General features: G+C 64.9%; 13 protein-coding genes. 8 read left to right on the top strand and 5 right to left on the bottom strand.

Annotated features, from left to right (window positions below; all coding sequences use genetic code 11):
- The first annotated feature begins 144 nt into the window (after positions 1 to 144).
- Entirely contained in the window at positions 145 to 867 is a 723-nt protein-coding gene (locus tag AABE10_RS18700; RefSeq protein WP_342934739.1) for a DUF2968 domain-containing protein, read from the top strand.
- A 288-nt stretch (positions 868 to 1,155) separates the two neighbouring features.
- Here AABE10_RS18700 and AABE10_RS18695 read toward each other — a convergent pair whose 3' ends face one another.
- A complete protein-coding gene (locus tag AABE10_RS18695; protein ID WP_342934738.1) occupies positions 1,156 to 1,326 on the bottom strand; it encodes a hypothetical protein in 171 nt (56 codons plus the stop codon).
- A gap of 280 nt (positions 1,327 to 1,606) precedes the next feature.
- Between AABE10_RS18695 and AABE10_RS18690 the strand changes: the two genes are divergently transcribed.
- Positions 1,607 to 1,843 carry a hypothetical protein gene (locus tag AABE10_RS18690; protein WP_342934737.1) on the top strand — a complete coding sequence of 79 codons (237 nt, stop codon included), beginning with the start codon at positions 1,607 to 1,609 and terminating at the stop codon, positions 1,841 to 1,843.
- A 159-nt stretch (positions 1,844 to 2,002) separates the two neighbouring features.
- Here the strand turns inward: AABE10_RS18690 and hfq are convergent, their stop codons facing one another.
- The gene (gene hfq, locus AABE10_RS18685) at positions 2,003 to 2,443 is read right to left on the bottom strand and encodes an RNA chaperone Hfq (protein WP_342934736.1); all 441 of its coding nucleotides are present in this window, start codon (positions 2,441 to 2,443) and stop codon (positions 2,003 to 2,005) included.
- A gap of 467 nt (positions 2,444 to 2,910) precedes the next feature.
- Between hfq and AABE10_RS18680 the strand changes: the two genes are divergently transcribed.
- From AABE10_RS18680 to AABE10_RS18655, 6 genes are all read left to right on the top strand, one after another.
- Entirely contained in the window at positions 2,911 to 3,060 is a 150-nt protein-coding gene (locus AABE10_RS18680) for a hypothetical protein (RefSeq protein ID WP_342934735.1), read from the top strand.
- Positions 3,061 to 3,090: 30 nt separating this feature from the next.
- Positions 3,091 to 3,639: an RNA polymerase sigma factor gene (locus tag AABE10_RS18675; RefSeq protein WP_342934734.1), complete on the top strand. Its 549-nt coding sequence runs from the start codon at positions 3,091 to 3,093 to the stop codon at positions 3,637 to 3,639.
- Complete coding sequence (locus tag AABE10_RS18670; RefSeq protein ID WP_342934733.1) at positions 3,636 to 4,436, top strand: anti-sigma factor; 801 nt, start codon at positions 3,636 to 3,638, stop codon at positions 4,434 to 4,436. Before AABE10_RS18675 ends, AABE10_RS18670 begins: the two co-directional genes overlap by 4 nt.
- 268 nt (positions 4,437 to 4,704) lie before the next feature.
- Positions 4,705 to 5,244 carry a hypothetical protein gene (locus tag AABE10_RS18665; protein ID WP_342934732.1) on the top strand — a complete coding sequence of 180 codons (540 nt, stop codon included), beginning with the start codon at positions 4,705 to 4,707 and terminating at the stop codon, positions 5,242 to 5,244.
- 135 nt (positions 5,245 to 5,379) lie between these two features.
- On the top strand, positions 5,380 to 6,960 hold the full coding sequence (locus AABE10_RS18660) for an FAD-binding oxidoreductase (protein WP_342934731.1): 1,581 nt from the start codon (positions 5,380 to 5,382) through the stop codon (positions 6,958 to 6,960).
- Positions 6,961 to 7,002: 42 nt separating this feature from the next.
- Positions 7,003 to 7,407 carry a hypothetical protein gene (locus AABE10_RS18655; protein WP_342934730.1) on the top strand — a complete coding sequence of 135 codons (405 nt, stop codon included), beginning with the start codon at positions 7,003 to 7,005 and terminating at the stop codon, positions 7,405 to 7,407.
- Here AABE10_RS18655 and AABE10_RS18650 read toward each other — a convergent pair whose 3' ends face one another.
- The 3 genes from AABE10_RS18650 to AABE10_RS18640 form a co-directional block, all read right to left on the bottom strand.
- On the bottom strand, positions 7,408 to 8,409 hold the full coding sequence (locus AABE10_RS18650) for a DUF1571 domain-containing protein (RefSeq protein WP_428983348.1): 1,002 nt from the start codon (positions 8,407 to 8,409) through the stop codon (positions 7,408 to 7,410).
- A gap of 89 nt (positions 8,410 to 8,498) precedes the next feature.
- On the bottom strand, positions 8,499 to 10,322 hold the full coding sequence (locus AABE10_RS18645) for an AMP-binding protein (protein WP_342934729.1): 1,824 nt from the start codon (positions 10,320 to 10,322) through the stop codon (positions 8,499 to 8,501).
- Between the two features lie 108 nt (positions 10,323 to 10,430).
- Positions 10,431 to 11,741 carry an acetyl-CoA C-acetyltransferase gene (locus tag AABE10_RS18640; protein WP_342934728.1) on the bottom strand — a complete coding sequence of 437 codons (1,311 nt, stop codon included), beginning with the start codon at positions 11,739 to 11,741 and terminating at the stop codon, positions 10,431 to 10,433.
- Positions 11,742 to 12,013 lie beyond the last annotated feature (272 nt).

Below are 12,013 nucleotides of genomic sequence, written 5' to 3'. Positions count from 1 at the left end.
AGCGCGCTGTCGCGGGACTAGCCGCAACGTGCCACGGAGGAAGATGTGCAAGCAGCCGATTTTCAAGGAGGAACCCGAAACTGGCGAAAGTGAGTAATAATCAGCCGGTTTTGCAAAACTACAACACGATACGGGCAGAATCACATGGACCAGAAGTCGAAAGTTCGACACGTTGCGCTGTCGGCATGCATTCTTTTCGGGGCTGTTTATGGGGCATACGCGCAAGCTGCAGAGGAAAACGGCGCGGTAGTTGCCGCCACGGCAGCGACCGCCGTCGTCACGCAAGCGGGCACGACTGCAGCGCCCGCCGCGTCGGCGAGTCAAACGTTTGCACTCACGCCCGACGAGGCGAAGCAGTCCGCGACGGGCAATGTCGCGGAACTGCAACAGATGATCCACGGCAGCGACATGGCCGAATTGCGCACGACGTACAACGGCAGCTACGGGGCCAGCCTGCTGTTCAACGCGAAAGAGTTGACGTACTACGTCGCGCTGTTCCAGCAGAAGAACTTCTGGCGCGTCATCAAGACGCAGGACGACGCACGTGCCGAGCAGATCTATCGCGACTTCGCGCGTCAGACGGCGCAACTGTCCGACATCGAAATTCGCCGCACGAGACTTGAAGCGCAAAAGGCGTATACGGATCGCCTCGTCGCGCTGTCGCAGGAGCGCGCGAATCGTCTGCAAGCCGACCTGAATGTCGCGCACGAGCAGCAGAGCATCGTCAACAGCATGCAGCAGCAGACCCGCGCGGAAGCGGCCTCGCTGGCACAGCAAAAGGCGCAGGCGCAGGAACAGCTGCGCGCCGCGCAGCGCCAGGTGCGCGATCTGCAGCGGCAACTCGAAAGCGGGTTGCCTGCGCACTGATTCGGTACGCCATTCGTGCGAGCCGCGTGGGCCTTCTACCGCTTCGCGGCTTGTTTACGGATTCATTCGCAGATTGTTCACGGATCGTTCACGGCTTGTTCGCGGCTCATTAACGGCTCATTCGAGGCTCATTAACGCCTCATGCGCGGATCAGCCTCGCGAAAAAACATGCACATGCACGCGGTCATTCACGTGTCCAAGGCGGGCGTTGCCTGAACGCTTGGACCGCGCGCGCGGTTTTGCCGCGCGCTGCGGACCGCTCGCTCCCGTTTGACGGCGACCATCCGCTCAACGCGACTTCTTTTGCTTGCGCTGATGGCTTCCTTCGTCGGCTTCTTCGGGATCGACGGCAATGGGATCGCTTGCGGGAAAGGTTTCTTCGAGCGCCTCGTCGAGGCGTTCTTCCATGGTGTGGGGTTCCTCGGCTGGCTTAGGTGCTTTCGGCTTCGTGTTCGGCATGACGTGCTCCGCTATGACATACGACGGTATCGAGCAATCAGAATAGCTCAATCGCGCGAATGCGACCGCCTGGCCGGATGGCATAGGACGATGCGCATGCTCGCTCGACGCGCTCGCTCACTGTCATTCGTGATCGGCAAAAGCGTCAGGAAGTGGCAACAGGCAGAAAAGGCAATCCGATACAGGCCGATGGAATTTCTCGCCTGACGATTCGTTCTTAGCGCATCGGGACGGCGGCGCTCGCAGCGAGCCGGTCGCGGCGGACATGCAAGGGAGACCCATGCAAGCGGACGGATATCGCAGTAGACAGCGCCTGAACGCGACGCACGTCGTCGAATCGGAACTTCAGCATCTGGAATGGGCGACGCGTCAGCCGATGATGCGCCGGCTCAACGCGTGTTACTGGCGTCGCAGGGTGCTGGAAGTGAAGGGCGGCTATGAGCTGACCGCGCAGGGCGTACGGATCGAGAGGATGCTGAAGCAGCTGGCCGATGGCGCCGGCTCGTCCGTTGCGTGAAATGCCGGCGCGTCGCGCGCGCCGGTTCGACGTGTCGTCGCGTGTTCGGCGACCTGTTTGACCGTTTGTCCGGTGGTTAATTGAGCCGCTATCACGCCGTTATTGAGCCGGCGCATTGCAGCATGGTTACGGGCGGGCCTATCAGGCCGCCTGAGCCGCTTATTCGGCGTTCCCGCCGTTGTTGCCCTGATCGTTGCCCGTGCCATACAGACGTCGGCGGCGCGTGACAACCACCGGGCCGTCCGACGACGACCGGTCCGACGGCGCTTGCGGCGCGCCGCCATACGGCTCGCGCTGTTCGCGCGGCTCGCGATGCTCGCGCGCGCCGTGCGGTCCGCGCGCGGCGTGTTCGCCATGCGACGGCCGTCCGCCCGCGCGCGGCGCGGGACGCGAGCCCGTATCGAGCTGGATCGTCGAAATGGCGCGCTTGTAGATGCCTTGCAGCCCGACGGGCGTGCGCAGCATCACCAGGTACTGATCGAACGACTCGATGCAGCCCGTCAACCGGATACCGTTGACGAGGTAAATTTCGACGCGCTTGCGTTCTTTGCGCGCCGCGTTCATGAAGTCGTTTTGCGGATGCGATTCTGCGGGAGGCATGGACAATTGTGTATAGAAAATCGGTTGTTCGCCGGGGATTTTACCCGTTGTGGCCGCGGGCCGGCACGACGGGCGCCAAACGCGAACTGACTGACGCCCACTATAACCACTTGTGAGCGCGGAAGCATCCTCTAAAGTCCATGTGTAACGTTGAGTTACGAAATCCTGCTTCGCAGTGCGCGCCATCCAACGTTGCGGCGCGCAATGAACATGCCGCGCAACGAGCACGCCGCGCGCTGGGCGTGTTCGTCGGAGCAAGGTCGGGGGTAAGACGGAAGCAAGACCGAAGGCGAACAGGTAATAAATGGCCGATGCTTCGGAATAAAGCGCATGTCGTGAGCGTTTATCAGTCAGGCATCGCACGCAAGGCTGCGGCATCCGCCGCCGGCATCGCGCGATTCCGCATGATTTGTCCATTCAACGCATGGCTGCGTCACGCGTGGCGTAGTCCATACAGGAGGGTCTTCATGAAAGTGTCCAGACTGGTATCGGCCGTATTCGTGATCGTGGCGCTAGGGTTAGCTTCGTTGTCGTTGAGCGCGTGTCAGTCCACCGGCGACATGAATTCGTCGGGCGCGAGCAACAGCGGCACGAGCGGCAGCAGCGGCGGCTATTGATGCGCGCGCTCGCTTGACGGCTAGCGCCGGGTGAAGTTCGAAGCAGAGGTGATTTCGTGGCTCCCGCAGTTGCGCCGCTACGCGCGCGCACTGACGGGTGACCCAGCTTGGGCGGACGATCTGGTTCAGGATACGGCCGAGCGCGCGCTCGCGCGATGGAAGGGGTTCCGGCCCGACAGCAATCTGCGCGCGTGGCTGCTCACGATCCTGCGTCACCTTTACATCGACCAGTTGCGCGTGCGCCGCGAGATCGCGGTGGACGACGAGAGCGCGCCATGGCGCAATCTGGAAGCGCCGCACGGCGAAGTCGACGGACTGGTGTTGCGCGACGTGCAGCGCGCGCTTTATTGTCTGCCCGTCGAGCAGCGCGAAGTGATGCTGCTCGTGTGCGTGGAGGAGTTGAGCTATCAGGAAGCGTCGGCCGCGCTCGGCGTGCCGATCGGCACGGTGATGTCGCGGCTGTCCCGCGCGCGCGAGCATATGCGGGCGCTGTTGACGGAAGGGCCAGTGCAACACAAGTCACCGTCGCTGAAAGTCGTCAGAAACGGGACGAGAAGCGGGGCGAGAAGCGGGCAATGAACAACGACGAACATTCGACCGGTTCCACGGGCACGCCCGACCTGCGCGCGCTGTCGGCATTCGTCGACAACGAATTGCCGGAGAGCGAGCGCGCGGCCGTGCACGCACATCTTGCGAAGGATCCGCAAGCGGCGGCGCAAGTCGCGTCGTGGCGCGCGCAAAAGGCCGCATTGCAGGCGCTGTGCGGCGCGGGCGACAGCGAGCGCGAGGAGCCGCCGGTGATCGTGCTGCGCGCGCGCGTGCCGTGGTGGCGGCGCGTGGGCATCGCGGCGTGCTGGCTGATCGCGGGCGCTGGGCTTGCTCTCGCGCTGGGCCCGCTCGTGCCGCATCTGACGGGCAGCGGCAACGGCGACATCATGTCGTTCGCGAGGCGCGCGGATATCGCCTACGCGGTCTACACGCCGGAGCGCCGGCATCCCGTCGAAGTCGCCGCGAGCGAGGAAGAGCATCTGATTACATGGCTGTCGAAGCGGCTCAACCGTCATCTTTCCGTGCCGTCGCTGCAGGAATACGGCTATACGCTCGTCGGCGGGCGGCTGCTGCCGGGCGAGGCGGGGCCCGCCGCGCAGTTCATGTACGAAAACCAGAGCGGCGCGCGGCTGACGCTCTACGTGACGGGCATTCCCAGGGACGAAACCGCGTTCCGTCTGTTCCGTGACGGCAATCGCCGCACGTTCTACTGGATCAACGACCACATGGGCTACGCGCTCTCGGGCCCGATCGAGGAAGCCAAGCTGCGTTCGATTGCGATCGAAGTGTGCGGCGAACTCGGCGGGCGTCCGGAGGCGTGGCAGTAGCGCACGCGCGGGGCTTTTGTCCGCTTCGCCGTCCCTGCTGGAAATAGCCGAAACACCGGGTAACAAAAGGGCCCGCGCTTCAACCGGCGGCGCAGGAATAGCGCCGCACGCGTGTGCGTTTACGTCGTTATGCAGGCGCGTGTTCCGCCGGCTTCGACGGGCGCGAAAGAGTGGCTTGTCATCTGCCTGCAAGGCGAATCGATGGGGTCTTCACGGCGTCGGCGCGCGATGCGCGCCGCGACACCGCACCGTCGAAGCAGGATCAATCATGCGTACTTTTTCAGGAATCGGCGCCGCGCTGTTGTGCGTGTGCGCCGGTTGCGCGGTGCCCGCCGCGCAGCCCGTCGCCGCGCAGGAGCAGTTCGGCGACAACACCAGCGACACCAACGCGGGCGACACCGTCTGTCAGCCCGTCGTCGGCCAGGCGGAAATCGACGGCACGATGCAGCAGATCAGCGGCATCGCATGCAGGCAGCCGGACGGCACGTGGCTGATCCAGCAGGGCAACGGCACGGACACGACCGCCGTCTATCCCGTTCCGGCCTATCCTTACTATGATCCGTGGTATTGGGGACCGCCTGTCGTGGTTGGCGGCGCCTCGTTCGTGTTCGTCGACCACTTCCACCATTTTCACCATATGCATCACGTGCATTGGGGTCATCCGGGCGGCGGCTTCAACGGGCACGGCGGTTTCATCGGACATGGCGGATTCCACGGTGGAGGCGGCATGCACGGCTCGGGCGGCGGATCGCACGCATGGGGCGGCATGGGCGGCATGCACGGAGGAGGCGGCGCGCACGGACGCTGAACACGTCGTCGCGCGTGCCGCATGAGCGCCGTCGGTCGAGCGCCTTCCGCCGAATGCCGCCAGGAGCAACCCTGGCTCGACGCGGAACTCGACGCAGAACTCAACGCAGCATGGCCGACGCCATATGGAGGCGCCTTGACACGCACTCTGCCGCCGGACGTTTCCGCCGCGACATTCGATCGCGCGCTCGCCGCCTTCGAAGCGATCGTCGGCGCGACGCAGGTCGCGTCATCGGCGGCGAGTCTCGCGCCTTACGCCGATCCTTTCGCGCCGGGCACGCTCGCCGCGTCGTTCGTGCCGTCGGCGGCGCTGCTGCCCGCGAACGTCGACGAGATCCGCGCGATCCTGCGCGTCGCGAACGAATACCGCATTCCGCTGTGGACGGTGTCGACGGGACGCAATTTCGCATATGGCGGCGCGGCGCCCCGGCTCGCGGGATCGGTGGTGCTCGACCTGCAACGGATGAACCGCATTCTCGCCGTCGATGAGCAACTGGCGTACGCGCTCGTCGAGCCCGGCGTCAGCTACTTCGATCTGCATCACCATCTGCGCGAGCACGGCTACCGGCTGTGGGTCGACCCGCCCGCCGCGGGCTGGGGCAGCATCGTCGGCAATACGCTGGAGCGCGGCTTCGGCACGACGGCCTACGGCGATCACGCGGCGACGCAGTGCGGCATGGAGGTCGTGCTCGCGAATGGCGACGTCGTGCGCACGGGCATGGGCGGCATCGAGATCGGCACGTCGTGGCAGGCCTTCAAGCATGGTTACGGACCGTCGTTCGATCCGATGTTCATGCAGTCGAACTACGGCATCGTCACGAAGATGGGCGTCTGGCTGATGCCTGCGCCGAACGCGTATCTGCTGGGCGAAATCCAGTTTCAGCGCGATGACGATCTCGAAGCCATCGTGGAGACGCTGAGGCCGCTGCGCCTCGACGGCACGATCGGCAATCATGCCGTCATCGAAGGCGCGCTGCGGCGCGCGGCGGGCATCGGGCCGCGTTCGCAGTGGTATCGGGGCAAGGGCGTGATGCCGGAAAGCGCGATTGCGTCGATGACCGACGCGCTGAAGATCGGCCGCTGGAACCTGCACTACGCGCTGTACGGCGAGCGCGAAGTGATCGACGCGAAAGAGACGCTCGTGCGCCGCGCGTTCGGCCGCATTCCGGGCGCGCGGATGATGTCGAAGGTCTACGACGGCAACGCGGAGCCCGAAGCGGGCGGCGATCGCAATCTGGCCGGCATTCCGGCGATGACGGCGTTCCGGATGCTCGACTGGCGCGGCGGCAGCGGCGCGCACGTCGATTTCTCGCCGGTGTGTCCCGCGACGGGGCGCGATGCGATGCGCCAGTACACGATGGCGAAGGCGCGCGCGAACGAATACGGCTTCGATTACTACGGCGGCTTCACGGCGGGCGAGCGGCATCTGCATCACATCGCCGCGGCGATCTTCGATCACAGCGACGCGCGGCAAAGCGAGCAGGCCGGCGATCTGCTGCGCGCGTGGATGAGCGATGCGCACGGCGCGGGCTATGGCGAGTACCGCTCGCATCTCGTCTACATGGACTTCGCGGCGGCGCGCTACAACTTCAACGATGGCGCGCTGCTGCGGCTGTCGGAGACGATCAAGGATGCGCTCGATCCCGTGGGCATTCTGTCACCGGGCAAGCAGGGCATCTGGCCGAAGGCGTTTCGCGGCAGGCGCGGCTATACGTGATGGGCACGATGGCCGCGCGCGAGAGAAGGAGGTAGCGTCGACATGGAACGCCGCACATTCATCGCGGCGGGCGCATGGCTGTCGGCGACGGCGGCGTGCGGCGTGTCGTGGTTTCACGCCGATGGCCTGCTCGCCGATATCGCGCTGATCGATATGAGCTTGCCGGAATCCGCGGCCTTGTCGGCGCATGCGGCGCGCGCGCGTCTGCCCGCGTTCGATATCAACGACGCGCCGTACGCCGATATCGCCGCGCTGTGGTACGAAACGCTCGCGCCTCGCGCGGCAGAGGCGGACGGGCGGCTCACGCTGATCGGCGTCACGCGCGCCGCCGATTTCTTCGTGCTCGCGCGTCTCGCGCTGCAACCGGGCGCGGTGCTCGCGCAAGCGCATGCATCGATGCCTGCACAGCAACGAAGCACGGCCGTCGCCTTCGCGCTGACGACGTGATCAGAACTTGTACTCCGGGTTCTTCGGATCGAACACCATGTCTTCGAAGGTCTTCGGCGTGATCGTCACGAACACGATGCGCTCGAAGATCTGTCCATCGTTGCCATACGATTCGACCATTCTGAAATACGGGTGCCGCAGATCGAGCCCGAGCACTTCTTTCTTCGCATAGAACTCGGGCTGGCCTGTCGGCGTCTCGTACGTGAACGCGACGACGCGCACGCCTTCGAGCGTCCTCACGTCGATCTGCGCGGGATGCGTGATGCCGGCATCGGCGAACTTTCTGCCTTCGTCGAGAAACTGTTGCGCGATGAATTCGGTGCCGAGATCGCGCACGCGATGGTTCGACTGCGCGCGCGCCAGCGATCCGTCGATCGACGCCCACAGCGGCATGAGGTTGAACAGGCCGCCGAGATGGCCGTACATCGCATCGCTGCGCCTCGTCTCGTCGTAGATGATTTCCTGGCCCGAGTGCGGACCGCCCGGCAGCCATTTGCCGTAGATGCGCAGCGGATCGCGCGTGAGCCGCACGAGCATATGGTCGGGCTTGCGCGGCCATACGCCGCGAATGCGCTCCTGGCGCAGCATTGTGAACTCGTACGACGGATAGCCGTTCGGGCCTTCCTCGATATAGCGCGGCACGGTCAGCGGATCGAACGATTCGAACAGCGCGACGAGTTGCGCATCGTCCATCTGTTCGAGCGCGCCGCTTTGCGCGGCGCGACGCAGCCATTTGACCTGCTGCTCGAGCGGCAGCTTCGCGACTTGCGCGGCGGTATCGCTCGCGACCGGCGGGGCGTTCGGGGCGCTCGGGCCGTTCGGGGCGTTCGGGGCCAGCGCCGCCGCGTTATTCTGCGCCAGTGCCGCCGAGTTGTTGTCCTGCGCGAAGGCCAAGCCCGCGATGCCCGCCATCTGCGCGCAGACAGTGCAGACCGTGCAGGCAATAGGGGCGGCGCGAAGGGTCCGGCGCGAGCGTTTCTTCACAAACATCGGTTGATGCATGCATCGCTCCAAAAAGCGCGGACGGCTTCGTGGCCCGGGATGCGCGTGCAGTCAGACGCGCAAGGGCACGCAAAGGCACGCGTAGGCCGTCACGATGATTTCAGCTTCTCCAGTTCCTGATCGCGCAGCTCGCGCCGCAGGATCTTGCCGACATTCGTTTGCGGAAGCTCGTCGCGGAACTCGACGACCTTCGGTACCTTGTAGCCCGTCAGATTCTTGCGGCAATGCGCGATCACCTGTTCCTCCGTGAGCGACGGATTGCGACGCACGACGAACACCTTCACGCGCTCGCCCTGCGCGACATCGGGAATGCCGATCGCGGCCACTTCGCGCACGTCCGGGTGCATCGCGATCACGTCCTCGATTTCGTTCGGATAGACGTTGAAACCCGACACGAGGATCATGTCCTTCTTGCGATCGATCAGACGGATATAGCCGCGCGAATCCATCACGCCGATATCGCCCGTCGCGAGCCAGCCTTCGTCGTCGAGCACCTTCGCGGTTTCCTCGGGCCGGTTCCAGTAGCCCTTCATCACCTGCGGGCCCTTCACGCACAGCTCGCCCGCCTCGCCGATATTCGCCCAGCTGCCGTCGTCCTTGCGAAAGCGCACTTGCGTCGATGGCGCGGGCAGACCGATCGAGCCGTCGAATTCGCGCATGTGCTTCAGATCCACCGGATTCATCGATACGATCGGCGAGCATTCCGTGAGCCCGTAGCCTTCGATGATCGGCTTGCCCGTCACTTCGCGAAAACGGTCGGCGACGGCTTTCTGCATCGCCATGCCGCCCGCCATCGCGAGCTTGAGCTTCGAGAAGTCGCGCTTGCGGAAATCCTCGTCGTCGAGGAACGCGTTGTAGAGCGTATTGACGGCCGTGATGCCCGTGAACGTCTCGTGGCTCAGGATCTTCATCACGCGCTTCGTATCGCGCGGATTCGCGATCAGGATGTTGCGTCCGCCGAGGCCCATGAAGATCATCGCGTTCACGGTCAGCGAATAGATGTGATAGAGCGGCAGCGGCGTGAGCACCGTTTCGATGTCGTCGGTGAGCTGGCTTTCGGCCCATACCTTCGCCTGCAACAGATTCGCGACGACGTTGCGGTGCGTGAGCATCGCGCCCTTCGCGACGCCCGTCGTGCCGCCCGTGTATTGCAGGAACGCGAGGTCCGTGGGCGCGATCCGCATCGGCGTGAGCGGCCGGGCGTAGCCGGTCGCGAGCGCATCGAGCAGTTGAACCGCTTGCGGCAGGTCGTACGCGGGCACGAGCTTCTTCACGTGCCTGAGCATGAAATTGATCAGCTTGCCTTTCAGGTTCGGGCCGTTCTTCAGCAGATCGCCGAGCCCGGTGACGATCACGTGCTGCACGCGCGTGCCCGCAAGCGAATCCTGGACCGTCTTCGCGAAGTTCTCGAACACGACGATCGTCTGCGCGCCGCTGTCCTTCAGCTGATGCGACAGCTCGCGCACCGTGTACAGCGGATTCACGTTCACGACGATCGCGCCTGCCTTCAGCACGCCGAAGAGCGCGACGGGATATTGGAACGTGTTCGGCAGCATGATCGCGACGCGCTCGCCCGCCTTCACGCCGATGCTCTGCAAGTACGAAGCGAAGGCCGTCGCCTTGCGCGCAAGCTCCGCATACGTGAGGCTCTCGCCGACGCTCACATAGGCGACGCGCTCGCGAAAGCGCGTCGTGCAATCGTCGAAGAACTCGACGAGCGACGCATACTGCGACGCGTCGATCTCATGCGGCACGTCGGGCGAGTACGACGCGAACCAGATGCCGTCGGTGTTCGGCGCGGCGTGCGTCTGTGTCGGTGGCTGCGACGACGGCTGTGAAGGCGACTGGGATTGCGACTGCGACCCGGACTGCGTTTGCGTCTGCGCGGAATGCGAAGCGGTGGGCTCGGTCATGGTGGCGTCTCCTGGGTCTCTGGTCGTCGTTGTGTGCAGGTTGTGCATGAACCGTTCGGGTTGCCAAAGCTAGTCGGCGATGGGGCGGCAACGGTCGGGAGCGCGATTCTACCGCTCCAGGATTGCCACGACGCCCTGGCCGCCCGCCGCGCAGATTGAGATGAGGCCGCGCGCGGTGCCTGCCGGCTTGTCGAGTTGCGCGAGCATCTTCGCGAGGCCTGCGACGATGCGCGCGCCCGTTGCGGCGAACGGGTGGCCTGTCGCGAGCGATCCGCCGTTCACGTTCATTTTCTCGCGATCGATCGCGCCGAGCGCGCCCTCGAGTCCGAGTTGCGTGCGGCAGTACTCATCGTCCTGCCAGGCCGCGAGCGTGCAGAGCACCTGCGCGGCAAACGCCTCGTGAATTTCGTAGAAGTCGAAGTCCTGCAACGTCAGGCCCGCGCGTTTCAGCATGCGCGGCACGGCGTACGCGGGCGCCATCAGCAAGCCCTCCTTTTTGTCGAAGAAATCGACGGCGGCCGTCTCGGACCACGTCAGCCATGCGAGCACGGGCAGCCCACGCGCGGCCGCCCATTCTTCGCTCGCGAGCAGCACGGCCGATGCGCCGTCCGTCAGCGGCGTCGAGTTGCCCGCCGTCATCGTGCCCGCGTCGCGGTCGAACACGGGCTTGAGCGACGCCAGCTTTTCGAGCGTCAGATCGCTGCGCAGATTGTTGTCGCGCGCGAGTCCGCGATACGGCGTGATCAGGTTGTTCAGAAAGCCGCGCGCGTAGGCCTCGGTCAGCTTGCGGTGGCTGTCGTAGGCGAGCACGTCTTGTGCCTCGCGCGAAATGCCCCAGCGCTTGGCCATCCGCTCGCAATGCTCGCCCATCGACAGCCCCGTGCGCGGCTCGCTGTTGCGCGGCAGCAGCGGCTTGAAGAACATGCCGGGCCGCAGCTTCGTCAGCGCGCCGACGCGTTGTGCCGCCGACCTGCCGCGATTCGCTTCGAGCAGAATCTTGCGCATCCGCTCGTTGACGCCGATGGGCGCATCGGAGGTCGTATCGACGCCGCCCGCGATGCCCGCGTCGATCTGCCCGAGCGCGATCTTGTTGGCGACGAGAATCGCCGCTTCGAGGCCCGTGCCGCACGCCTGCTGGACGTCATACGCGGGCGTTTCCTTCGCGAGCGTCGTCGACAGCACGGCTTCGCGCGTCAGATTGAAGTCGCGCGAATGCTTGATGACGGCGCCCGCCGCAACTTCGCCGAGGCGCTCGCCATGCAGGTTGTAGCGGTCGATCAGACCTTGCAGCGTGAAAGTCAGCATGTCCTGGTTCGAGGCCGTCGCATACGCGGTATTCGCGCGCGCGAACGGAATGCGATTGCCGCCCAGTATCGCGACGCGGCGTGCGGCGGGAAGCGGTTGTGACGGGTGAGGCATCGGGAAGCTCCGTGGTCGCGTCCGTCTGTGCGACGGATCAGGTCGGCATGAAACACCCGGCGCCTGCTTCAGAACGAATCAGGCGGGGCGATGATTCCATCATGATGGCGGATTGCGTGCGTCATCGATTTGCTTGAGCGGTTTCCCTGAGCGGTTTGCCCGAGCGGTTTGCCTGAGCGGTTTGCCTGAGCGGTTTGCCTGAGCGGTTTGCCCGAGCGGTTTGCCCGAGCGGGCCGCGTGCGCGCCTTCTGCGCAGTCTGCGCCGCACGGCC

The organism is Paraburkholderia diazotrophica (assembly GCF_038900755.1).
Taxonomy (GTDB): Bacteria; Pseudomonadota; Gammaproteobacteria; order Burkholderiales; family Burkholderiaceae; genus Paraburkholderia; species Paraburkholderia diazotrophica_A.
Note: the sequence above shows the minus strand (reverse complement) of the source record. Positions and strands in the feature narration are given on the sequence as shown.

What these genes read in the sequence shown, in the direction of transcription:
- AABE10_RS18700 (WP_342934739.1), top strand. Translation starts at nt 145, where the DNA reads ATGGACCAGAAGTCGAAAGTTCGACACGTTGCGCTGTCGGCATGCATT.
- AABE10_RS18695 (WP_342934738.1), bottom strand. Translation starts at nt 1,326, where the DNA reads ATGCCGAACACGAAGCCGAAAGCACCTAAGCCAGCCGAGGAACCCCAC.
- AABE10_RS18690 (WP_342934737.1), top strand. Translation starts at nt 1,607, where the DNA reads ATGCAAGCGGACGGATATCGCAGTAGACAGCGCCTGAACGCGACGCAC.
- hfq (WP_342934736.1), bottom strand. Translation starts at nt 2,443, where the DNA reads ATGCCTCCCGCAGAATCGCATCCGCAAAACGACTTCATGAACGCGGCG.
- AABE10_RS18680 (WP_342934735.1), top strand. Translation starts at nt 2,911, where the DNA reads ATGAAAGTGTCCAGACTGGTATCGGCCGTATTCGTGATCGTGGCGCTA.
- AABE10_RS18670 (WP_342934733.1), top strand. Translation starts at nt 3,636, where the DNA reads ATGAACAACGACGAACATTCGACCGGTTCCACGGGCACGCCCGACCTG.
- AABE10_RS18665 (WP_342934732.1), top strand. Translation starts at nt 4,705, where the DNA reads ATGCGTACTTTTTCAGGAATCGGCGCCGCGCTGTTGTGCGTGTGCGCC.
- AABE10_RS18655 (WP_342934730.1), top strand. Translation starts at nt 7,003, where the DNA reads ATGGAACGCCGCACATTCATCGCGGCGGGCGCATGGCTGTCGGCGACG.
- AABE10_RS18650 (WP_428983348.1), bottom strand. Translation starts at nt 8,409, where the DNA reads ATGCATCAACCGATGTTTGTGAAGAAACGCTCGCGCCGGACCCTTCGC.
- AABE10_RS18645 (WP_342934729.1), bottom strand. Translation starts at nt 10,322, where the DNA reads ATGACCGAGCCCACCGCTTCGCATTCCGCGCAGACGCAAACGCAGTCC.
- AABE10_RS18640 (WP_342934728.1), bottom strand. Translation starts at nt 11,741, where the DNA reads ATGCCTCACCCGTCACAACCGCTTCCCGCCGCACGCCGCGTCGCGATA.